The organism is Bacillus sp. FSL K6-6038 (genome assembly GCF_038050455.1).
In the GTDB taxonomy this organism is placed as follows: Bacteria; Bacillota; Bacilli; order Bacillales; family Bacillaceae_G; genus Bacillus_A; species Bacillus_A pseudomycoides.
The window spans coordinates 479,010-501,547 of sequence record NZ_JBBOUH010000001.1 but is presented as its reverse complement, the minus strand read 5'-3'; the positions used below and the strand labels follow the sequence as shown (position 1 = coordinate 501,547).

Genomic DNA, 22,538 nt, shown 5'->3' with positions numbered 1-22,538 from the left:
TTTAGTTAGAAATTATTTTTTCAGTTTCAAAAGAGTGAATCACTTCATTTGTTTGTTGCTCAAATTTTTCATGCAAAAGCTTCAATGCTTGTTCCGTTTTGTGTATTTCTTGACGAATAAAATGCAACTCTTTTTTATCGTCTTTTTCTTGTTCACTTGTTTCGATCTGTTGGTACTTCTCTAAATGCGCTTGTAATTTCAACAACTCATCCATTGTTTGTAATTGTTCTCCTACCAACTTATCAAATGAATTCATTATTTACCCCCTGTTTTTAATAAATTCCAACATCTATTCATACAGGATACATCGCTACTAAATATTTTCTAATGTCCTATCTCCTTCTCCTTTGACTACATTTGTTGACTTATTAGAAGTTATGTCGGCTCCCTCAACAAAATTCTTAAAGCAATCGACCTTAAACTATCACTAGTAATTTTCCCCCTGTCATAATCACATTACCAAACAAAGAAAACACTTCTCTTGAATCGAGAAGTGTTTTTCTTTGTTATTGATTCGTGCTAGAAGATTGTGATTTTTTTGCTGCTGATTGTGCATTTTGTTGTTTCACTGCTTGCACATCTGTGTCAGTTGCAAACTCTGTGCCGTAGCTAGCATTTGCACTTTGAACACCAGCGCTAGAAGCCTGTGCTTTTTTCGCTTCTGATTGTGCATTTTGTTGTTTTACTGCTTGTACATTTGTCTCAGTTGCAAACTCTGTACCATAGCTAGCATTTGTACTTTGAATGCTAGCACCAGAAGTTGCTTTGTTATAACCTTGTTGTTTTTTACTCATCTTTCTCACCTCCACAATCAATAATGTAACCAACCCTTTCAAAAGATATCCGCAATTTTATTTTTTAATTTACGCATACATCTCCCTAGGCTCATTCAAACTACATATGATGGAGGTGTACACATGTACATTGGACGCGATATGACAGAACTATCTATGATTTCGAAAGAAGAGTGGAAACAAGATGAATTAGCTTATTTTCACCATTCCTTGCAACAAATCATGCCTTATTTAAACGTAGAAGGCCAAACGATTTACAAAGAAATTATAAAAGAGATCGAATCTCGAGGTGGTCTTCAAAGAAGCGACGCGGATTGGACGCACAGTACCAAAGTTTCTTATGACTAAAAACGTGTTCCCTAATTTGGGAACACGCTCCATCTCCAACCTTTTTTACCTGTTGTAAAGGACCAAACTGGTGAAGTCACTTGACCACCATATCGGTCTTCGACTTTTATATACCATTGATACGTCGTATTTTCCTTTAAATTCTCCCATTTTACCTTTGCGTTGCGCCAATTCGCCACAAAATTATCTTTACCGATTACTTCATTCGTGTACACGTTTACTTCTACATAGTCTGTTGCGACTTGTTTTATCGCAGGTTTTAAATCAATGTCTAATTCAAATTCATCTTTTCCTGGATACTCTTCTGGTTTATAAAAATTATATTCATTTAAATATGGAGAGTACGTTTTGACATACATTTTGTTCGCAGTTGTATCAAATTGTAAAAGTCGCATATATCCTTGTCCACCCTCTGGACCACCTTGATAATCCGCCAGCATTTGATATACTTTACGATCTACGATGCCGTCCCCATTATCATCAATTTCATCAACTAATGTCTCACTGTCATGATAATGCCCACTCAACACAGCTAACACATTCTTATTCGGTTTAACTACTTCATTAAAAATTTTGTCACCAATCGGACTACGATTGCCTGATACAAGTAAATATTCATGGAATGATAAAATCGCTTTTCGATTCGGATATTTCTGCAATACTTCCTTCATCCATTGAATATCTTCATCTGTAACGCCCCATCCCATATACAGCATAATAAAATCGTTGCCTTTTACTGAAATCAAATCATAATGTCCGCGGTTATCCTTATAACTTTCGCCATAAAATGGCTTATCTTTAAAACGCCAATCCCCAAAATATTTCGAGTATGCTGTATAGTCTTCATCTTTATGATTTACATCATGATTCCCGGCCAACACACCATACGGTACTTTCGCATTCTCAAGTACTTTCATGTATTCATCTGCGCGCTGCCATTGAAATTCTTGATATGATTTATCAACAAGATCCCCTGTATGGAATACATATTTAATATTTAATGGATCTTTTTGTGCAGCAATCCAGTCAACCTGACTTTTGTAAATATAGGGATAACTTTCAGAGTAATACTGTGTATCCGACATCCATACAAATGTGTAATCAAACTTATTTGGTGAACTTGGAATTTGGTCTTGTACAATTACACTTACTTTTTGATCTTTTACATATTCTTTCGCTAATACAGCACCTTTTAATTCAAAGTCCTTATCTCCAGCAATTTTCGATGTAAGTTCTGTCCACTTATTTGTCATGTAGTTCCAAGCATACATCGTAACTTTTCTTCCTTCTAGAGAATGTCCATACCATTTTACTTCTACCGTATCATCGTTTTTCACATCATCAGCAACCGTTACATCAAAACGATGATATGGAAATTTCTCTGTTGATTCCGTTGTATAATATTTCCCATCTTTTTTACTAACTTTACTTAGCTGATCTTGGTCAAAACTTTTCTCACCATTCACAGCAAAAGCTTGTGGTGGTTCTTGTTCTATCGAATTTTCGGTAATTTTCATACGATCCGTTTCATTCGGCTTATACGTATACCCTTTATAAAATATTGCCTTCATTGCGTCATTTGTTGGATCAGTTACTTTTGCTTCAAGTGTCGGATTCGTGCTCACATTTTTTTCTTCATCTTTAGGTGCAATTGGAGTAGGATCTGTTGGATTTTCTGCCCAAGTTTCAAACATAATTATCTTTTCTTCACGATTTCCTACCTGATCCTCAGCCTCTACATGTAACTCATGCTTTCCTGCTGCTAATTGTGCAGATGATGTTTCATATGGAGTTACAATTTCCTTACCATCCAATATAACTTTTTTACTTTTCACTCCTGCTATATCATCTGTAACTGTTACATCAATTGGAATTTTCCCTTTATATTTTTTCTCGTTCTGTACCGTAGTTGAAATCTTTGGTGGTGTATTATCAACTTTTACATTTGCAACGACTTCTTTATTCACACCATCTTGCACTGCAATTCGATGCTTTCCATCCTTCACTTGTTTTGTATCCCATAAATATGCATTCGAAATAAACTTTTCTTCTGGAACTTGGAATCCAAACGTAAATACTGGTGTTGATGTATCTCCATCACCAATTGATAACTCCTGATTTGGATTTGCAAAATTCGGATCATATAAAGTCGTTCCATCCGCTAATACAAGGCGAACATTTTTTAAATAAAAATCATCTTTATTCTCTTCAACTCGATTGTCAAATGGTGACGTCTTTGTGCCAGATCGAATATCAATTTTGAACGGCTCATTATATTTAATTTTTGATTGATCAATTTTTACAGTTAATGTGACATAATCACTATACGTATCATCAAATATACGTAATACTTCATTCCCAATTGTGACTGCGTTTTTAAAATACAAGTCAGTTTGCTTCACATCGAAAGCAAAATAAGCAGGCTTCTCTAACGAACGATATGTGTTCGTCTCAACTTTCTTTCCGTCCACTAAAAGAGCAAGTCGTTCAGCCCCAACCGACGAAGAGGTTCCTTTTAATAAAACTTGGTTTGCAACCACTTCATCATCTTTTACATTAAGACGAAGAGGTCCTTTATCTTTCTCTCCAGCTATTTGCACTGAATACATATCACTTTTTACTACATTGAAGCCATCAGAAGCTTCCAAGTAATATGTCACTTTCTCTTTTCCAATTAATTCAGGTGAATAAATGGTATAATGATATTTTTTATCTACACGATCCTCTACTAAATTTTCAGCTTTATATTCTGCATTCGGATTCGTTTTGTAATATAATTTCACACTCTTAACCCGTTCGTTATCAAGAACAGAAAAACTCAGTTTATGATCTTGAAATTCAGAAACTAGTCCTTCTGCTGCTTTATGTGAAATCGTCGGCGCAATCGTATCCTCTTTCAAAGCAACTCGTTCAGCTGGTACTTGTCCTTCGAATATAGTTCCAGGGGATGCATTATGTTCTGCACTACTAATCTTTTGCATAATTTGCGAGCCATCTTGAGGATAGCGATATAAAATTCCCTTATTAGCTTTCACATCAGCTTGGTTTGCTTGATCATTGTAGTAAGCAGATGCAATTTCTGTCCCCGTCTTTGTTGCAACGACAATACCACGTGCACTTCCATTCGCCATTCCATTTGAATATATTCTAACAATATTTTTATTTTCTACTAAGTTCACACCAAATTGTTTATTAAAGTCAGCAACGGTTTTCTCATTGTTTTCACCATTTATAATCCAAAATACGAGAGACTGCCCTGATGGAATTACAACATCATCTGGAGTAGATCCCCAAATGAGATCACCTTCTGGTCCTTCAGATGGATAACGATATCGAATTGTATAATCCTTAAAATTAAGATCTTGTGTGCTATTGTTATACACTTCAATAAATTCATATCCATCTGCTTTCCCAACATTCGTCGTGTCCGGCGTCACTTCGGTAATCAACAACGGCGGTACGCTTTGTGGTTCTATTTTTTTATGCTCTATTTTTGTATCATAAGATTTTTCAATTGTTTCTTGATTCCCTTGCACGACAATTTTATAGAATAATGAATTTCCCCATAGCTCTTTTTGAGGAATTGTCACCTTATAAACATCGCTATTTCCTTCTTTATTCATCTGCAATTTTTTGTGTGCTAACTTGCCATCTTGGGTATACAAAACTGCTACATTCTCTCCGCCCTTAATCGTTGCAGTGATAGTTAAATCTTCTGTTACTATATGAGCAGGTAATGCCGTATGCTCAATCGCAACGCCTACTTGATCTGATTGCTTTACTAGCTCTAGCGGTACTTGAAATGGTATTTGCACACCAGGTGTTCCTTTTTCAAACCAACCTACTTTTTGCATTTCAGTACTTTCGGTTTTGTATGCATACGCCATACTCTGACCAACTTTTACATCCTCTTTCCCATATGTTGCAGATGATAAAACTGTTCCGTACTGATCAGCAAATTGAATGGTTCTCCCAGCGCTATTAGACATTCCATCCACTTTAAGTGGAAGAACTTGTTCTTCGGTTATATTCCCGCCGTATGCTTGAATAAAGTCTTGTTTTGATAATGCTGCGTTTCCTTCATTTTTAATCCAAAACACTTTCGTTCCTTTTGATGGAATTGTTGCATTTTCTGTAAAATTCCAATCTTCACTTCCAGTTTCTGAATACTTATAAATAAGTTTATAATCTTTCAACTGTATTGCTTCACTAGAATTATTGTATATTTCTATAAACTCATATCCATCTTTCCCGTTCACATTTATCGTATCTGGCATTAGTTCAGTAATCATAACTGCCCTATTCTTTGTATAATCCTCTACATGACGTTCAACAGTACTTACATATTGTTCTTTTTCTGGAAAGGTAATAATCTTTCCATCCTGTTCAATTTCAAACCAATATGTAAACGTATCAGACCAAACATCTAGCTTTGGAACAACAGTAGAATACAAATTATTCTCACCTTTGTTCATTTCCAGTTTTTTCACTAACAAACCGGACGCACTACGATATACAAGGTTTACTTTTGCCTTATCGTATACACTTGCTAACTGAAGTTCAATCGGTAAATCTTCATGTGCATTAATTTTCATTTTAGGTACATGCGCTGTTTCTTGTAATGACTTTTCTTTTTGATTATTATCTTTTTGTGCAGGCTGCTTTTCTATCGTTTCTTTGGAGTTTGATTGTGCAGGCTCTAGTTTTTTGGAGTCTGGCTGGACTGCCTCTTTTTGTGTGGGTTCTGTAGGTGGATTTTCTTTTTTATGCGATTGGAATACAGTGTAAGTCCCAGGTGATGGTATTTCATTTTTCATTTCTTTCTTTGTTTCATTCCAAAAAGAATGAATGGATACATCTTTATTCTCTTTTCTTGTTTCAATGACATCTACCGTTTCATTTTTTTCAGTCGTTACTTCAATCCTAATTTGTTTATCACTTAAATCCTCAGTAGCAAATAAAACTTGTTTTTCTTTTATTTCCGTCTTATAGCGCTCATTAATCTCATTAACTGTTTTATTTCCAAATACGATTAACTTCGTTTCTTTTGGTTGTACAGATTGCTTTTCATTTTCATCTTTAAGTTTTAGCACTTTTCCATTGACCTTCAGTTGAACATTCTTCATATCCATAACTTTCGCTGATGGGTTATACAATTCGATATAGCTCAGATCATCCGTATAATGCACTTCTGAAATGAGAGTGTGCTGATTTTGTTCCTTCTCCTCAGCAAAAGTGACATGGCCTGGCCCAGTCAACGTTTGAAGTAAGAAAGTCGCTACAGCTGCTGAACTGATTACTTTTTTAAGCATTTCCTATCCCCCTTTAAATTTTTCATTACAACTTTCATTGTATTTGTCATTTGTTAAGGGAATATGAAATATTTGTAAGTAATTATTATGTTTATGTCGAAAAAACTTCAACCATTAAGGCTGAAGTTTTTTAACACATTCTTCATAAATCATACGATGCGATTTAGAAAAAGGTAATTTTTCAAATTCTTCTTTAGATACAACTTTTAATGTATCTGTTTCTTTAATAGCACTTGTTACCTTCCCATAAAATACAAATACATCCCATGTCCGATGAGTAAAAGTATGTTGCACATTCATTGCATACTCATCGATGGAAACAGAAATGGAAAAGTTTTCTTTCATATAATCAGTAAGCTGTTGTTTCTGATTTCGAATCCCTTCGCTAATTTCAACATTTGGGAATTCCCACATATTCGCAAGTAACCCTGTACTCGGTCTTTTGTTAATTACATAATTTCCATCTTCTGTTTGCAGCACACCCGCAACAAGCGGCACCATTTTAGGAGCTTTCGCCTTACTTTTGACTGGTAACTCTTTCTGTACACCTTCTGCATAACCACGACAGTGTTCCCGAACTGGACAAAGTAAACAAGCTGGATTTTTCGGAATACAAATGAGCGCACCTAGCTCCATTAAGCCTTGATTAAAATAAGATGGATTTTCCTTTGAAATGATTTCACGTACAATCTCTTCAAATACTTTTCGCGTCTTAGGTTTCGCAATATCATCCCAAACCGATAATATACGGGATAAAACACGCATTACATTTCCATCTACAGCTGGCTCTGGTATACCGTATGCAATACTTAAAATTGCACCTTTTGTGTATGGACCAACACCTTTTAATTTTTCAATTTTTTTCACATCACTTGGTACTTTCCCACCATATACTTCTTTTACTTCCTTCACCGCTGCATGTAAATTCCGCGCTCTAGAATAATAACCGAGGCCTTCCCATGCTTTTAATACCTCTTCATCATCTGCCGATGCCAACGCTTCTAACGTTGGGAACTTTCCCATAAAATTTGCGTAATATGGTTTTACAGCTTCCACTCTTGTTTGCTGCAACATAATTTCAGAAACCCAAACGCGATACGGATCTTTATTTTTACGCCAAGGTAAATCACGCTGTTCTTTTTCAAACCAACTAATTAAATCATGTTGAAACTTCTCTATGTTAAAATCATCTAATATTTCAAGTGCCAAACTTGATCCCCCTCATTTTTTGCATATACGTACTATTATAAAGATTTTAGGAAAAAATTTAAGTAAGATGATATAGGAAATAGAAGGCAAATGCCTTGAGATATCGAATAAAAAGAGTTACATTAATAAAAAACGGAGGTGTATTTTCATGGACACGGCCACTCACCTTGTTATGGGCGTCACATTAGGTGGTTTAGCAACGTTAGATCCAGCCATTAGCCAGAGTGATTTCGGACCACAAGCTGTTATGCTTGCAACGATCGCTGGCTCCAATATTCCTGATATTGATACCGTCTTAAAATTACGTAATAATGCAAAATATATACGAAACCATCGCGGGGTTACTCATTCCATTCCTGCTGTTATTCTCTGGTCTTTCCTTATAAGCGGAATTTCCTTTGCCTTCTTTACAGAAGCTCCCTATTTTCATCTACTACTTTGGTCATTTATCGCCGTCTTTCTTCACGTGTTTGTTGATATTTTTAACGCCTATGGTACACAAGCGTTGAGGCCTTTTACAAAAAGGTGGGTTGCATTAGGTGTAATTAATACATTTGATGCTGTTATTTTCTTTATCCATATACTCGCTATCGCTTGTATGGTTGTTGGCTCCCATAAAGGATATACTGCTTTAGCTGCATATATATTAATGTTTGTCTACTATGTCGGTCGAATTGTAATGAGACAAAATGTAAAAAGTGTAGTTTACAAACGATTTGAAGATGTAGAGGAAGTCATTATTTCTCCTTCTTATCGCTTTTATCACTATCATTTGGCTATTGTAACAAAAAAACACTATTATGTTACGCGTTGGCACCGCGGCCATATTATGGTGCATGATAAATTTGATCGTATTCCACTTCCAGATAATAAAATTATGCGAGCTGCACAAAAAGATGAAAACATTTCTGCTTTTTTATCTTTTTCACCCGTATACCGCTGGGATATTTTTGATTACGACAACTATTATGAAGTGCGTTTTATCGATTTACGGTACCGTAGTAAAGACTATTACCCATTCGTTGCAATTGTCCAACTGGATCAAAATTTAAATATTATTAGTTCCTATACTGGATGGATTTTTAGTGAAGAAAAGCTTCGTAAAAAATTGGAATTGATTCCGCATTAAAAAAAGCGACCAACTTCGGTCGCTTTTTTTAATGCTTTAAATGATCATCTTGATTAATTAAATGACTATATTTCGGATTATTCGTGCGGATTTCATGAAGGCGTTCACCATGGTTATTAATCCATGTTCTTACAATTTGCTCCGTCATTTCTTCACCTTGATAACGACCAGACTTTGCATACGTTACTTGGAAGTCCTCCCATAATAACTCAATCCATGCACGAGCCTGAGAATAAGACAGAAAGCTATTTTTTTCAAGTAATTCTTTTGTTAGTACTTCATACTTATCATTCATTATTTATTTCTCCTTTTATTAATTTCGTACTTTATTTCCAAACCTCATTACCACATCAAAATTATAAATGAACAAAAGGATACACGCATTCATGAACTTCTTCCATCGCCAACAGAAGTTTCATTTTATGTTCAAGCATAATTTTCTCTATTTTGCACATTCTATTAATGATACTTCTTAGTAAGTATCATTTAATAATGAGGGGGCGTTCTTCTTGGGTAGACAAGCCGAATTTTGGTCTGAATCAAAAAACAACAGCAAAATCGATGGTCCAACGAAAGCAAAAGCTCGTTTTGCTTCGAAAAGACCTAACGGCACAATTAACACGCACCCACAGGAACGTATGCGTGCCGCAAATCATCAGGAAGAGTAAAAACAATAGTCCGTTCTAAAGAGTTATTGCAATTAACTTCCTACATGAGGTGATAAAGATGAGCTACCGTAATCATTTAGATCGTCGTTCTGAATTATTCAACCCTACCTGGGCACGTCCGAAACATGCAAAAGCGCAAGTAAATGGACAGACGCAGCAAAACCAGTCTCTCATTATTTTGGCGAATGAGATGAGAAAACGCCAAATTTAATTGCCTATCTCCTTTAACAACTACGAAAAATGAAAACCAGAGCAGCCAAGGCTCTCTGGTTTTTTATTTCTCTTGTAATAGCGAAATAGGAATACCAATTTCCTCTGTCTCATTTTGTTTATGTCCCCAAGCAAATACCCCATTGAAATACGTAATCGTAAAGAAGACACCCGGTTCTTCTATAAGTTCATACGTTTCACCAATCTGAAATGCGTTTATATCTGTCATATAAGCACGAGCCATTGCCATTTTTCTCATTAATACATCAAACTCATTTACTATACCAAGCTGCTCTGCTTTCACAGCCTGTTCTTTTAAAATGCCAATTTCCTCTCTTAACTCATGTGGTGTCATATCACTATAACGTTTTGGCATATTCATCATATTCTCTCATCCCTCTTCACGTTTCATTTGTAAAAATGTCTCTATCTCATCAATAGAAAATCCTTTTCGATATAATGCTTGTTTCATCTTATTTTCATATGTCCATCCATCATGCTTTTTATGCTTCTCATGATACTTATTTCCATGATATAACAATGCAGCTTGTTGCTGCGTATCATCCTTTTCCTCTTTTAATTCTTCTAGACAAATTTGAATTACATCACGATTATATCCTTTACGGACTAACATTTCTTCTAGCTTTTGTTTCATTTGTAAAAAAGAATGCTTTTGATAGGACTTTTTCTTTTTTTCTACAAGCTCAAAGGCATTTTCAATTTGCTTCTCTTTCGGATACTCTTGTAAACTATGAGTAATAATTATATCTTGGACACCTTTACTAAAAAGTTCCCGTCTAATAATTGTCGGTCCTTTTTGGTTCACGTTACTATGAGTTCGCACATACGAAATGGCATACTCTTTATCATTAATATAGTGATCATGTAATAATTTCGAAATAACTTCAGAGATGACGGCTTGTCCAATTTCTTTTTTTCGTAAGTATTCTTCTACTTCCTGTTTCGTCCGCATTTGATAGGATAAATAAGAAATTGCTTGCAAATATGCTTTTTGTACTTCTTCATTGTATAAAATATTTGCTAACTCTACTTCATCGATTTCTAAACCCTTTTGCAAACCGTGCTTGATTAAGGTTACTTGATTCACACTAAATCCGTATTCTTCACCTTGTCCTTTATCAATATAAATATTAAATCGTTCTTTCGTTCGTTTTTGTACTTCTATTTTTGTAATGACAGCCATATTCTTCACCCCGCTATTATTTTAACATAGTTGCGGAACAATTTTGCTTTTCATGAATATATATAATGAGGAGGAAGTTCAGTTGAAAATTGCAATTTCTGGGGGAACTGGTTTTATCGGTAAAGCATTAGCTACTTTTTTAAGCCTAAAAGGGTACACCATTTACATTCTTACCCGAGAAAAAAAAGAGACACCTTTCAACTCTAACATTCACTACGTCCAATGGGATAAATGCTCACCTAAATTCCCTCTCACCTCTATCGATGTTGTTGTTAATCTAGCTGGAGAATCTATCAATAACGGTCGATGGACAAAGAAGCAGAAAGAAAACATTATAACGAGTCGTCTTCATACAACAAATAGTCTCATCAAACAATTACAAATATTACCAAATAAGCCCCATACTTTTATTAACGCTAGCGCAATTGGCTATTACGGTACATCTGAAACAAAAATTTTTACAGAACAGAACAAAGAACATGGCAGTGACTTTTTAGCAACTACAGTAAAACTATGGGAAGAAGCAGCCTCTCATGCAACTTCTCTCGGAATTCGAACCGTCTATACACGCTTTGGAATTGTTTTAGGAAAAGAGGGTGGTGCCCTTCCTAAAATGTTGCTTCCCTACAAATTATTTATTGGTGGCACAATCGGTTCAGGTAATCAGTGGCTGTCTTGGATTCATCTAGATGATGTCATCCGCATGATTGATTTTGCAATAGACACAAAAGAAATAGAAGGCCCTCTTAACATTACAGCACCAAATCCTACAACAATGAAAGAGTTTGGAGAGACACTTTCATTTATCATGCATCGCCCACATTGGCTTCCCGTTCCAGCATTTGCACTACATGCTTTACTTGGAGAAATGAGTATGCTTGTGCTACAAGGACAACATGTATTGCCTAACAAAGCAATACAGCACGGATACCAATATTCTTTTCCTACATTAAACCCTGCATTACAAAATATTATATTGCATACACTGTAGTACTTCTGAAATAAACCCATTAAAATTGTTCTATTTACTAATTTAAAGGTTATTAGCCAATGGAAATGAGGTATCTATGAAAACGCTATTTAAGCAGGCCATTGTATATCCCATTACTTCTTCCAAATTTCAAGGAGATGTATTGGTTAAACACAATCAAATCGCTGCGATAAAACCACATATTGAGCCCACTCAAGATATGACTGTTATTGATGCAAGAGCCCTTCACCTTTTACCAGGATTTATCGATGTGCATACTCATCTCGGCCTATACGATGAAGGGACTGGATGGGCTGGAAATGATGCCAATGAAACATCTGAAGTATTAACACCACATATTCGTTCTTTAGATGGTATCCATCCTTTTGATATTGCTTTTCAAGATGCGGTTCAAAATGGGGTTACAACTGCCCACGTTATGCCTGGAAGTCAAAATATTATTGGCGGGACAACATGTGTGATTAAAACTGCCGGAACTTGTATCGATCATATGATTATTCAAGAACCTGCTGGATTAAAAATTGCATTTGGAGAAAATCCAAAACGAGTTCATAGTAATGGCACAAAAGAATCGATTACTCGTATGGGGATTATGGGATTGCTTCGTGAATCTTTTTACGAAGCACAACATTATGGAAACGAAGCAGATTTTCGAATGCTCCCTATTCTAAAAGCTTTGCACCGAGAAATTCCAGTACGTATTCATGCTCATCGGGCAGATGACATTCTTTCCTCTCTTCGCTTTGCAAAAGAATTCAATCTTGATTTACGTATTGAACACTGCACAGAAGGACATTTTATTGTAAAAGAACTTGCCAATCAAAATTTAAAAATATCTGTTGGTCCGACATTAACACGCCGATCAAAAATTGAACTAAAAAATAAATCATGGGATACTTACCATACTTTATCAAAGCATGGGATAGAAGTTTCTATTACAACAGATCATCCCTATACTCCCATTCAATATTTAAATGTTTGTGCAGCCATCGCTGTCAGGGAAGGATTAGATGAAAAAATTGCATTAGAAGGAGTTACAATCATTCCCGCTCGAAACTTACGTTTAGAGAAAAGAATTGGAAGTATTGAAGTTGGAAAAGATGCCGATCTTGTATTATGGACACATCACCCATTTCATTACTTAGCCAAGCCCGTACTAACTATGATTGATGGAAAAATAATTTACAAAAAAAATAAAAAAAACTAGTTTATTTTTTTGACTAGATAAAGTATTATACGATTATAAACTGAATGAAACCATAATCAATTTGTGTCGTGATTTTTCATTTCAAATTGATGAATGGGGAAGGCAAATGGTGCGCCACCAGCGTTATAGACTGGTTCTAGTGGGTTCGATTCCCACCCCGAAATTTTTTAAAGGTTGATATAAAAATTTCGAGGGTGGGGTGTTTTTTCGTCATGCTACCCTCATATGAGGAGGAGTTAGTATGTTAAAAAAACGCGACTTACACGACAGCCACGTTCTATATGATTTAATGGTGGATCCTGCTGTCTTCCCTTTTGTGCGTCAAAAAGCTTATTCATACGAAGAGTTTTTATTTTTAACAAAGCAAACAATAGAAGCAGAAGAGCGTGGTGAATTAATTTCACGCACAATTTTAGATGAATGGGGAAACCCTATCGGCACGATTACTTTATTTGATGTGCAAGAAAAAGCTGGTTTTCTTGGTACATGGCTTGGAAAACCGTATCATGGCCAGGGGTATAATAAATTAGCAAAAGATGCTTTTTTCAGCGAGCTTTTCTATGAGTTAGATATTGAAATAATCTTTATGCGTATTCGCAAAGTAAATATTCGTTCGATGAAAGCAGCTGAAAAACTACCATATGTAAACCTAGCAAACGAAACTAGAAAAGCTGTTTATGATCAAATTAACGCAATCGAAGAAGTATATAACTTATATGAAATTCCAAAAGATCAATATACTCTTTCTACAATGCGTGATACTACATTCCAAGATACTCATCATTTAAAAGAAGCGTAGTATGTCACTAATTATAAAGTGAAACTTTAATCAGTGGGAAACTTATCCCCCACCTATTTTGTGGGGACCTTACTGCCCGCGAATAGCGGGATAAAATGAATATACTTGTTTATTGTGTATACCTCTTTATGTCATTGGAAATGATAGATAATAACTTTATGACACGAGGTGATCTGTAATGGATAGAAAGAAACGTGAAAAAGCAAGAAATACATTAAATAGTACACAAGAGGTTCTTTATCAACGAGAGTTTCGAAGAGCAGATCGTGCAGCGGGATATCGCCCTAAAGGTGTATAATTATAAAGTGAAATTTTAATCAATGGGTGCTTTATCCTTCACTGATTATCAGCCCTCACCAATCGGGATTTTACGGGCAGTTGATCACTTAACTTCTTTGCTTTCGTCAAAGTTTGGGATGGAATTTTACTGCCCACAAATAGTGGGATAAAGTGAAACTTGAGGTAATTTTTTTACCCTCTCCTACCCTTTACTTTTTGGATGACAAAGTAAAGATTTACCCCTTATATTATAAGGGGTATTTTTTGTGGAAAACTTTATCCACAAAATTAATAGAATTGTGTATAAATTTATCAATTCTTTTGGATTATTATAAACTTAATCACAAATATCATGTTTATTTTGTGGATATTTTTTCTGAAAATTGTGGACAATGTGGATATCGTTGTTAATATTCCGACTTTACCGTCTATTGAAACCGCATTCTCTTGTGGATAACATATAACGAATATATAAAAACATACAACTTTATCGAGGGGAACTGTTTTGGCTAGGGCAGTTATACCTTGTGACTAACTTTAACTTTTATACTGAATTCCTACAAAACAACAAAGAAACCCTCTTTCCAAATACAAAGAGGGTTTCATATTACGTAAAAGATTGAGCAAGAGCTGGCGACTTAATCGGCATATGATTAGATTGCACATGGTTCTCTTCTAAAATTGCATCTACAATGTGGCAAGCTGGCTCTGGACGATAGATACTTCCCATCGCTTCTTTCATTTGTAAGAGCTTCCTATCATCTTCTAATAGTGCCTTTGTTTTCGCAAAAATGTCCTCATCTTCACGAATTACAAGTGCAGCTCCTTTTTTTTCAAAATATATTGCATTTTCATTTTCTTGTCCCGGTACTGGTTTATATAAAATGACAGGTACTTGTAAAGCTGCCGCTTCGCTTAATGTAATGCCTCCTGGCTTTGTAATCATACAAGAGGTAATACGGAATAACTCATCGATATTCTCTACATAACCAAATACTGTTAATGCCTCAGGCTTTTGTTCCTTAAGCCCTAATAACTCTTGTTTTAAGGCTTCATTTTTCCCACAGACAACAGCTATTTGAAGATTAGGAACTGTCATAAATGATTGACATAATTCTTTTACATTTCCTAATACACCATGGGCACCTGCTACAATAAGTAAAATCTTTTTCTCACGAGATAAGTGATATTTACTATATAGGATTTCCGGGTTAATAGTTAATTCAAAGTTTTTACGAATTGGAATCCCAGTTTCTACAATTTGCTCTGAAGGTACACCAATTTCAACCATTACTTTTTTCACATGATCTGTCGCTACAAAATAACGATCTACTTCACGATGAATCCATATTTTGTGTAAACAAAAATCTGTTAACACATTATAAACAGGAATTGAGAAACCTGTTTGTTTTTTCAATTCCGGTACTGCAATAATTGGAAATGTATTAATAACAATGTCTGGTTTTTCTGCATGTAATAATGCTTTTAAGCGTTTTCTCCCAAAATTCGCATACCACGATGCAATTTTCTTATCGTAAATCTTTTCTACACCATAATAAAATAAGCGATATAGCTCTTTACCTATTGTATAACTTTTCAAGTATAAATATTTTGTAATATCCGTTATGACTGGATGTGACTCTCCAAATAGGTCACACACAATCACATCCTCAATTCCTTTTTGACGAAATGTTTGTGCTAATGTTTTTGCTACTTGCACATGACCGTTACCGTAATGTGCAGTTAATATTAAAACCTTGGGGTTTTTTATCAAACAAATCCACTCCTAGCTTTTTCGCTTTCCCATATTGCATATACGACAATAGGAAAAACATTTTCCTAAAAAAAATTACATGTTTGGATTCCAACACTTTCATGTTAGCTATGTACCTGTCGTGGATATGCAAAGCATATAAGATTGACCCCTTAATCCTATCTGTGCTCATATCTTTACATTATACTTTCCTATCAGAGCTTTCGCAATAACTTACAAATGATCATATTCCATGATACTCACCCTGCTACTTCTTAATTCTTGTTACTATTTGGTTTTCCCTTTACAATTATGTAAATTTATCCTCTTATTTCTTTACAAAAATATGGATATTCCACTTTCAGTATACTCTTTTCTATAGATATACTCTAGATTTTATTAAAAGAAAGCAAAAAGTCTAATCCAAATGGATTAGACTGCTTGTAAAATATTTTTTGCCTTTTGAACATTTTTTTCTGTTGGAGGTTCTACCCCTTCAAGAGGATACTTATGTCCTAGTGCTTCCCATTTATATACACCAAGCTTGTGATATGGTAAGACTTCAACTTTCTTTACATTAGAAAGGCTTTGAATGAAGCTAGATAATCTCTGCAAATCTTCTTCACTATCAGTAACACCTGGAACTAATACGTGTCTTACCCAAATTGGTTTTTGTTTATCAGATAAATAACGAGCAAATTGTAGAATGTGTTCATTCGTTTTACCAGTTAATTTACGGTGCTTTTTAGGATCGATATGTTTTAAATCTAATAATACTAAATCTGTATAGTCCATTAAAATATTTAATTTTCTTTGGAACTCTGGCTCTTCAGAATAGCAGCCTCCAGAAGAATCGATTGTTGTATGAATTCCAATTTCTTTGCATTTCTTAAATAGCTCAATTAAAAAGTCTAACTGCAGTAATGGTTCCCCACCGCTCACAGTAATGCCACCACCGGAAGCTTCAATAAAAGGAAGATAACATGTAACATCCTGCATCACTTCTTCAACTGTTATTTCTTTTCCTTTACCGATTTCCCACGTATCAGCATTATGACAATATTGGCAGCGTAATAGACACCCCTGTGTAAATATGACATAACGAATTCCTGGGCCATCAACAGTACCACAAGACTCTACAGAATGAATTCTTCCTTTTACCATGTTAACTTCCTCCTTTATTGAAACAGCCTCCCTCTGCTTTTATTACAACAGAGGGAAACTTTTTACTTACATGCTTTCATGCATTGTACGGTTAATTACATCGATTTGTTGTTCACGAGTTAATTTAATGAAGTTAACTGCGTAACCAGATACACGAATTGTTAATTGTGGATATTTTTCAGGATGTTCCATTGCATCCATTAATGTTTCACGGTTAAATACGTTAATATTTAAGTGATGTCCTTCTTTCACTGCATATCCATCAAGCATAGATACTAAGTTTTTAACTTGTACATCATCTTCTTTACCAAGTGCTTTTGGAATAATTGAGAATGTATTAGAAATACCATCTTGCGCATCTTCATAAGGTAATTTTGCAACAGATAATAGTGATGCTAGTGCACCTTTTGTATCACGTCCATGCATAGGGTTTGCACCTGGTGCAAATGGCTCACCAGTACGACGACCGTCTGGAGTGTTACCAGTTTTCTTACCATATACAACGTTAGATGTAATAGTTAAGATTGACATTGTATGAACAGAGTTACGGTATGTTTTATGTTTACGAAGCTTGTTCATAAATGTTTTCACAAGGTTTACTGCAATTTCATCTACACGGTCATCGTTGTTACCGTATTTAGGGAAATCACCTTCAATTTCAAAGTCAACTGCAATGCCATTTTCATCACGAATTGGTTTTACTTTCGCATATTTAATTGCACTTAAAGAATCAGCTACTACAGATAAGCCAGCGATACCCGTTGCCATTGTACGAAGAACATTTGTATCATGAAGTGCCATTTCAATACGTTCATAGCTATATTTATCGTGCATATAATGGATAACATTTAATGTGTTTAAATATAAACCAGCTAACCATTCCATTGTCATATCGAATTTGCGCATAACTTCTTCGTAATTTAATACTTCAGAAGTGATAGGTGCAAATTCAGGTCCAATTTGTTCTTTTGATTTTTCATCTTTACCGCCATTAATTGCATATAATAGTGTCTTAGCTAAGTTTGCACGAGCTCCGAAGAACTGCATTTGCTTACCTATTCTCATTGCAGACACACAACAAGCAATACCGTAATCATCGCCATACTCTGGGCGCATAATGTCATCATTTTCATATTGAATTGCAGATGTTTTAATAGACATTTGCGCACAGTAGTTTTTAAAGTTCTGTGGTAATTGTTTAGACCAAAGAACTGTTAAGTTTGGCTCTGGAGCTGGTCCTAAGTTATCTAATGTGTGCAAGAAACGGAATGAGTTTTTCGTTACTAATGGACGACCATCAAGTGCAATACCACCGATAGATTCTGTTACCCAAGTTGGGTCACCAGAGAATAATTCATTATAATCAGGTGTTCTCGCAAATTTCACAAGACGTAATTTCATAATGAAATGATCGACAATTTCTTGTGCCGCTTCTTCAGTTAATGTACCATTTTCAATATCTCTTTCGATGAAGATATCTAAGAATGTAGAAGTACGTCCAAGGCTCATTGCTGCCCCGTTTTGTTCTTTAATCGCTGCAAGGTAAGCGAAGTATAACCATTGGAATGCTTCTTGTGCATTTGTTGCTGGTTTAGAAATATCAAAACCATGAGAAGCAGCCATTTGTTTTAACTCTTGAAGTGCACGCATTTGCTCAGATAACTCTTCACGTAAACGCATTGTATCTTCGCTCATTACACCGCCGGTTAAATTTAAGTCTTCTTTTTTCGCTTCGATTAAACGATCAACACCGTACAATGCCACGCGACGATAGTCACCAATAATACGTCCTCGACCATATGCATCTGGAAGACCTGTAATAACACCTGATTTACGAGCTAATCTCATTTCTGGAGTATAAGCATCAAATACACCTTGGTTATGCGTTTTGCGCCAATCTCTGAAAATACGACTAAGTTCTTTATCCATTTCGTATCCATAAGCTTCACAAGCTTGTTCTGCCATACGAATACCACCATAAGGTTGTAATGAACGCTTAAATGGCTTGTCAGTTTGGAAACCAACTACTTTTTCAATATCTTTATTTAAATATCCAGGACCGTGAGATGTAATAGAAGAAACAATGCTTGTATCCATATCAAGAACGCCACCATTTTCACGTTCTTGTGTTGTTAACTCCATTACTTGATCCCAAAGTTGTTTCGTTACTTCTGTTGCTCCCGCTAAGAAGGCTTCGTCACCTTCATAAGTGTTTACATTATTTAAAATGAAGTCGCGGACATCAATCTCTGCTTTCCACTTTTCACCTTTAAAGTTTGTCCATGCATTTTTTACATTTTCTAATACTTGAGTCATCCTAATCTCCTCCATTTTTTGATTAGTACAGGACTAAGATTTTTTATATAACAGCTTACACATTTAGAATACTACTTTTTTTTAAAAAGCGAATGAGATAGTTGTGACACGTTTGTGAAATATTGAACAAACCACTATACACATAGTGTTAACTTCATTTAAAACTCTTTTAAATTAACTCTTTCCTTAATTGTATATTTTTGGCATTCTTATAAACGAATCCTATTCTGTAGTATAAAGGGTCATACCCATTTTAAACTGTAATACCCTTACCTCCTATTCTGTTATAGTTTTTTTAGAACAGAATAGAAAGAAGTGTACCTGTTTGGTACACTTCTTTTCATGATTAATTGGAAATATATTTTACATATTTCGAATTTGCACTAATCCATTCGTTCGTCCCCACACAATATAAAGTGAAACTTTAATCAGTGAGGGTTTTCTCCATCCCCCACTGATTATTAGCCCTCACCAATCGGGCTTTTACGGACAGTTCATCTCCCACCTAACTTCTTTGCTTTCGCTGAATTTTGAGATGGGAGTGTTACTGTCCGTTAATGCGGGATAAATCATTTTCTTCTCCATATATTTTGAGCAGCTGTTGCATTTGGATTTCCGGTATCATGAGCAACAACAAATGTAACTTGATCCATTTGTAATCCAGAACGTCTTTTACTTGGGACGGGCAAATACTGCGGGGGAATTGCATACTTCATTTCTAATACCTCCTCTTTTGGTTTTTGCTACATATAAGCTTGAACATAGAGAAATAGCAGAACTTATTTAAAATAAAAACAGCTGTTGGGACACTCCCAACAGCTGTTTTTATCACTCACAACCATCTATGTTACATGTCATTCCTTCTGACAAAGTTGTAGTTTCTTTTTTCAATTCTTGTTCAATCACTGCTTCTAACGTTTTTTTATCTCGGACACCTTGGACAACGCTATCACCAATAATAAATGTCGGTACAGCTTGTACGCCCTGTTCATAATATGCATGATGTACTGCTTTTTCATGAGCTGCTTTATATGTGTGATTTTCTAAAGCAGCTCGAAATGCTTCTTGATTCAATCCGACTTCTCCAGCAATTTCTACTAGCACTTCAATTTCGCCGATATTTCGTTCTTCTTGGAAAAATGCTGTGAATACACGGTGCTGATACTCATTTCCTTTTCCATGTTCTTTCGCAAATTGATATCCTTCAAAAGCTGTATGTGTATATGGATGCGGTGAAAGTCGGGGCAGTTTCATATCAACACCCATTTGCTCTGCCCATGGCATAATTGTACTTTGGAACATCCCTAATTTATCTGGCTCATTCCATGGATCAATTCGCTCCGCTGGATATGGTCGTAATTCAAACGGCATCCATTCTACTTCTACATCTTTTCCTTGAATTGCTTCTTGCAGTGGCTTTTCACCTAAAAAACAAAATGGACAAACGTAATCCGAATAGACTTTTATTTTTAATGTCATGATTAATTTCCCCTTTATGATCAAGTTGAAACAATTATAGTTACAACAAAATTTAATTGTCAACTCTATACTTTTCCAATAAAAGAGGCATCCTACTACGATGTCTTCTAATTTTTAAAGGTTATAATTGTTGTTACCGCATAGTATACCGCTTTTTCAAAATCCGCATGTTCAGATACCGATATCGAAACAAGTGACCCACCACTTGCTGAAAAATATTGAACTGCTTCTAGTGGAATGCCGTCTTCTTTTACATCAATTCTCAACTTACATGAAAAAAAGACTACCTCAAAAGATAGTCTCTTACACTTCAATATGCTGCAACATCGTATAAATATCATTATTAACCGTACCAAATGATTTAATGTTATTTTGAATATTAGATAATAAAATAACATACGCATTACCACTTCTACTAAATCCATTTAAACAATTCCATCCCGGCATTACACCGTGATTAGAGTAACTTCCCGGATTTACATACCATCCAAATCCATAATCTTTTTTAAATGCTGTAAACATTTGATTGTAGCTTTCTTTGGATATTAGCTTCCCAGAAAATAGCGCTTCGTTAAATAAGTATAAATCATTTGCACTCGTATATATGTCGCCATTTCCATATAATTGTGACATGCTCGGGATAGCAGGTACTGTCATATTATTATTTACAATCTTGTAACCAGTAGAAGGATACTTTGTTTTCTCTAATTCAGCACCAAAACCCGAATTTTTCATGCCTACAACATCAAAAATATGTTGTTTAATATATTCTTCTAATGGTTGTCCACTAACTTTCTCAACAATGTAACCAAGTATTGAATAATTGGAATCCGAATACTTCCATTTTTCACCTGGATTAAATAAACGTTTTTGTTGTCCAATTCGCTTCAACAATTCCTCATGAGAAATATCATCTGCTCCTGCCTCATATTCAGGAATTCCAGATGTATGTGTCAATAGATGAACTAATTTAACTTCGCTACCTCTTGGAAAACTAGGAATATATTTCGCTATTGTATCCTCTGTTTGAAGTTTATTTTGATCTTTTAACTGCATAGTCGCTGTCGCTACGAATGCCTTTGAAATTGAGCCAATATAAAATGTTGTTTCTGAATTATTTAGTATTTTTTTCGTCTGATTTGCCAGCCCGTACCCTTTATTCAAAAGTACTTTTCCATTTTTCACAACAACTGCTGTTCCACTAAAATTTTTGCTCTTTAAATACTCATCTAATTGGGCATTCTCGTTAATTTCTTGTGGTGGTCCTTGGACAGGTTGTTCCACTTCCTTATTAGCTTGCTGTGGCACTTCCGGAGGTTGTTCTGCTTGTTTTTGTACCGTTTCTTTCTTTACTTCCTTAGTTGCTTTTAACGCATTCTCTTTCTTATTATGTGAAGTAATTTTTGTAAACGCAAAATATACAAGCGAAAACAATACAATGAGAATGACCGTTCTTTTTATGTATGTAACCGGTCGACGAGCTTTCACACTGACACTATCCTTTTCTTCATTCATGGTTCTTTTTTCCCCTTATTTACCAATAATTTAATCCATTCATAAAAAAGATACCCTCTAATTTCTCCTAACTAATGGAAGTTTTGTTTTATACCATCCCTACTTTATCATGTGACGAACGTATTACCAACAAATATGCACAAAAAAAGAAAAAGAAAATT

General features: G+C 35.2%; 21 protein-coding genes and 1 pseudogene. 8 read left to right on the top strand and 14 right to left on the bottom strand.

Going from position 1 to position 22,538, the window contains the following annotated elements; genetic code table 11:
- Position 1 precedes the first annotated feature (1 nt).
- Together NSQ40_RS02585 and NSQ40_RS02580 are read right to left on the bottom strand one after the other, a co-directional pair.
- Positions 2-256: a YgaB family protein gene (locus NSQ40_RS02585; RefSeq protein ID WP_003194914.1), complete on the bottom strand. Its 255-nt coding sequence runs from the start codon at positions 254-256 to the stop codon at positions 2-4.
- A gap of 250 nt (positions 257-506) precedes the next feature.
- Positions 507-794 (bottom strand): gamma-type small acid-soluble spore protein, encoded by a 288-nt coding sequence (locus NSQ40_RS02580; protein ID WP_018767253.1) that lies wholly within the window; start codon positions 792-794, stop codon positions 507-509.
- Between the two features lie 123 nt (positions 795-917).
- Here NSQ40_RS02580 and NSQ40_RS02575 point away from each other — a divergent pair, with 123 nt between their 5' ends.
- The gene (locus tag NSQ40_RS02575; RefSeq protein ID WP_018767252.1) at positions 918-1,142 is read left to right on the top strand and encodes a hypothetical protein; all 225 of its coding nucleotides are present in this window, start codon (positions 918-920) and stop codon (positions 1,140-1,142) included.
- 11 nt (positions 1,143-1,153) lie between these two features.
- On the opposite strand, the gene NSQ40_RS02570 is transcribed toward NSQ40_RS02575, so the two are convergent.
- Both NSQ40_RS02570 and mutY read right to left on the bottom strand, forming a co-directional pair.
- On the bottom strand, positions 1,154-6,454 hold the full coding sequence (locus NSQ40_RS02570) for a lamin tail domain-containing protein (protein WP_341286057.1): 5,301 nt from the start codon (positions 6,452-6,454) through the stop codon (positions 1,154-1,156).
- A 114-nt stretch (positions 6,455-6,568) separates the two neighbouring features.
- Entirely contained in the window at positions 6,569-7,663 is a 1,095-nt protein-coding gene (gene mutY, locus NSQ40_RS02565) for an A/G-specific adenine glycosylase (protein WP_003194906.1), read from the bottom strand.
- Between the two features lie 148 nt (positions 7,664-7,811).
- On the opposite strand from mutY, the gene NSQ40_RS02560 reads away from it, so the two are divergent.
- Positions 7,812-8,792: a metal-dependent hydrolase gene (locus NSQ40_RS02560; RefSeq protein ID WP_018767249.1), complete on the top strand. Its 981-nt coding sequence runs from the start codon at positions 7,812-7,814 to the stop codon at positions 8,790-8,792.
- Between the two features lie 28 nt (positions 8,793-8,820).
- On the opposite strand, the gene NSQ40_RS02555 is transcribed toward NSQ40_RS02560, so the two are convergent.
- Positions 8,821-9,087 carry a YfhJ family protein gene (locus NSQ40_RS02555; protein WP_003194903.1) on the bottom strand — a complete coding sequence of 89 codons (267 nt, stop codon included), beginning with the start codon at positions 9,085-9,087 and terminating at the stop codon, positions 8,821-8,823.
- 214 nt (positions 9,088-9,301) lie between these two features.
- On the opposite strand from NSQ40_RS02555, the gene NSQ40_RS02550 reads away from it, so the two are divergent.
- Both NSQ40_RS02550 and NSQ40_RS02545 read left to right on the top strand, forming a co-directional pair.
- A complete protein-coding gene (locus NSQ40_RS02550; RefSeq protein ID WP_018767248.1) occupies positions 9,302-9,460 on the top strand; it encodes a small, acid-soluble spore protein K in 159 nt (52 codons plus the stop codon).
- Positions 9,461-9,518: 58 nt separating this feature from the next.
- Positions 9,519-9,671, top strand: a complete 153-nt coding sequence (locus NSQ40_RS02545) for a YpzG family protein (protein WP_003194901.1) — start codon at positions 9,519-9,521, stop codon at positions 9,669-9,671.
- A 63-nt stretch (positions 9,672-9,734) separates the two neighbouring features.
- Here NSQ40_RS02545 and NSQ40_RS02540 read toward each other — a convergent pair whose 3' ends face one another.
- Both NSQ40_RS02540 and recX read right to left on the bottom strand, forming a co-directional pair.
- Entirely contained in the window at positions 9,735-10,052 is a 318-nt protein-coding gene (locus tag NSQ40_RS02540) for a YfhH family protein (protein ID WP_033796965.1), read from the bottom strand.
- 9 nt (positions 10,053-10,061) lie between these two features.
- Entirely contained in the window at positions 10,062-10,874 is an 813-nt protein-coding gene (gene recX, locus NSQ40_RS02535; protein ID WP_003194898.1) for a recombination regulator RecX, read from the bottom strand.
- A gap of 52 nt (positions 10,875-10,926) precedes the next feature.
- Here recX and NSQ40_RS02530 point away from each other — a divergent pair, with 52 nt between their 5' ends.
- The 4 genes from NSQ40_RS02530 (at position 10,927) to NSQ40_RS02515 (ending at position 14,169) form a co-directional block, all read left to right on the top strand.
- Positions 10,927-11,865, top strand: a complete 939-nt coding sequence (locus tag NSQ40_RS02530; RefSeq protein ID WP_258248406.1) for a TIGR01777 family oxidoreductase — start codon at positions 10,927-10,929, stop codon at positions 11,863-11,865.
- A 76-nt stretch (positions 11,866-11,941) separates the two neighbouring features.
- On the top strand, positions 11,942-13,072 hold the full coding sequence (locus NSQ40_RS02525) for an amidohydrolase (protein ID WP_003194894.1): 1,131 nt from the start codon (positions 11,942-11,944) through the stop codon (positions 13,070-13,072).
- 241 nt (positions 13,073-13,313) lie between these two features.
- Entirely contained in the window at positions 13,314-13,871 is a 558-nt protein-coding gene (locus tag NSQ40_RS02520) for a GNAT family N-acetyltransferase (protein ID WP_003205810.1), read from the top strand.
- Positions 13,872-14,049: 178 nt separating this feature from the next.
- Positions 14,050-14,169 carry a YfhE family protein gene (locus NSQ40_RS02515; RefSeq protein ID WP_003194890.1) on the top strand — a complete coding sequence of 40 codons (120 nt, stop codon included), beginning with the start codon at positions 14,050-14,052 and terminating at the stop codon, positions 14,167-14,169.
- 588 nt (positions 14,170-14,757) lie between these two features.
- Here NSQ40_RS02515 and NSQ40_RS02510 read toward each other — a convergent pair.
- The 7 genes and pseudogenes from NSQ40_RS02510 to NSQ40_RS02480 form a co-directional block, all read right to left on the bottom strand.
- A complete protein-coding gene (locus tag NSQ40_RS02510; protein WP_018767243.1) occupies positions 14,758-15,924 on the bottom strand; it encodes a diglucosyl diacylglycerol synthase in 1,167 nt (388 codons plus the stop codon).
- A gap of 411 nt (positions 15,925-16,335) precedes the next feature.
- Positions 16,336-17,067 (bottom strand): pyruvate formate-lyase-activating protein, encoded by a 732-nt coding sequence (gene pflA, locus NSQ40_RS02505; RefSeq protein ID WP_003194887.1) that lies wholly within the window; start codon positions 17,065-17,067, stop codon positions 16,336-16,338.
- Positions 17,068-17,133: 66 nt separating this feature from the next.
- Positions 17,134-19,383 (bottom strand): formate C-acetyltransferase, encoded by a 2,250-nt coding sequence (pflB, locus tag NSQ40_RS02500; protein WP_018767242.1) that lies wholly within the window; start codon positions 19,381-19,383, stop codon positions 17,134-17,136.
- A 569-nt stretch (positions 19,384-19,952) separates the two neighbouring features.
- Positions 19,953-20,099, bottom strand: coding sequence for a hypothetical protein (locus NSQ40_RS02495; protein WP_003194884.1), 147 nt, complete (start codon positions 20,097-20,099; stop codon positions 19,953-19,955).
- Between the two features lie 112 nt (positions 20,100-20,211).
- On the bottom strand, positions 20,212-20,862 hold the full coding sequence (locus NSQ40_RS02490; RefSeq protein ID WP_003194883.1) for a DsbA family oxidoreductase: 651 nt from the start codon (positions 20,860-20,862) through the stop codon (positions 20,212-20,214).
- A gap of 107 nt (positions 20,863-20,969) precedes the next feature.
- A pseudogene (locus NSQ40_RS02485) lies at positions 20,970-21,122 on the bottom strand (sugar ABC transporter ATP-binding protein); the annotation flags it as partial.
- Positions 21,123-21,165: 43 nt separating this feature from the next.
- A complete protein-coding gene (locus NSQ40_RS02480) occupies positions 21,166-22,377 on the bottom strand; it encodes a serine hydrolase domain-containing protein (RefSeq protein ID WP_003194879.1) in 1,212 nt (403 codons plus the stop codon).
- Between the last annotated feature and the right edge of the window lie 161 nt (positions 22,378-22,538).

Bases quoted from the DNA above. Each gene is read 5' to 3' on its own strand.
- NSQ40_RS02585 (WP_003194914.1), bottom strand. From the start codon at position 256: ATGAATTCATTTGATAAGTTGGTAGGAGAACAATTACAAACAATGGAT.
- NSQ40_RS02580 (WP_018767253.1), bottom strand. From the start codon at position 794: ATGAGTAAAAAACAACAAGGTTATAACAAAGCAACTTCTGGTGCTAGC.
- NSQ40_RS02575 (WP_018767252.1), top strand. From the start codon at position 918: ATGTACATTGGACGCGATATGACAGAACTATCTATGATTTCGAAAGAA.
- NSQ40_RS02570 (WP_341286057.1), bottom strand. From the start codon at position 6,454: ATGCTTAAAAAAGTAATCAGTTCAGCAGCTGTAGCGACTTTCTTACTT.
- NSQ40_RS02560 (WP_018767249.1), top strand. From the start codon at position 7,812: ATGGACACGGCCACTCACCTTGTTATGGGCGTCACATTAGGTGGTTTA.
- NSQ40_RS02555 (WP_003194903.1), bottom strand. From the start codon at position 9,087: ATGAATGATAAGTATGAAGTACTAACAAAAGAATTACTTGAAAAAAAT.
- NSQ40_RS02545 (WP_003194901.1), top strand. From the start codon at position 9,519: ATGAGCTACCGTAATCATTTAGATCGTCGTTCTGAATTATTCAACCCT.
- NSQ40_RS02540 (WP_033796965.1), bottom strand. From the start codon at position 10,052: ATGAATATGCCAAAACGTTATAGTGATATGACACCACATGAGTTAAGA.
- recX (WP_003194898.1), bottom strand. From the start codon at position 10,874: ATGGCTGTCATTACAAAAATAGAAGTACAAAAACGAACGAAAGAACGA.
- NSQ40_RS02530 (WP_258248406.1), top strand. From the start codon at position 10,927: ATGAATATATATAATGAGGAGGAAGTTCAGTTGAAAATTGCAATTTCT.
- NSQ40_RS02525 (WP_003194894.1), top strand. From the start codon at position 11,942: ATGAAAACGCTATTTAAGCAGGCCATTGTATATCCCATTACTTCTTCC.
- NSQ40_RS02520 (WP_003205810.1), top strand. From the start codon at position 13,314: ATGTTAAAAAAACGCGACTTACACGACAGCCACGTTCTATATGATTTA.
- NSQ40_RS02515 (WP_003194890.1), top strand. From the start codon at position 14,050: ATGGATAGAAAGAAACGTGAAAAAGCAAGAAATACATTAAATAGTACA.
- pflA (WP_003194887.1), bottom strand. From the start codon at position 17,067: ATGGTAAAAGGAAGAATTCATTCTGTAGAGTCTTGTGGTACTGTTGAT.
- pflB (WP_018767242.1), bottom strand. From the start codon at position 19,383: ATGACTCAAGTATTAGAAAATGTAAAAAATGCATGGACAAACTTTAAA.
- NSQ40_RS02495 (WP_003194884.1), bottom strand. From the start codon at position 20,099: ATGAAGTATGCAATTCCCCCGCAGTATTTGCCCGTCCCAAGTAAAAGA.
- NSQ40_RS02490 (WP_003194883.1), bottom strand. From the start codon at position 20,862: ATGACATTAAAAATAAAAGTCTATTCGGATTACGTTTGTCCATTTTGT.
- NSQ40_RS02480 (WP_003194879.1), bottom strand. From the start codon at position 22,377: ATGAATGAAGAAAAGGATAGTGTCAGTGTGAAAGCTCGTCGACCGGTT.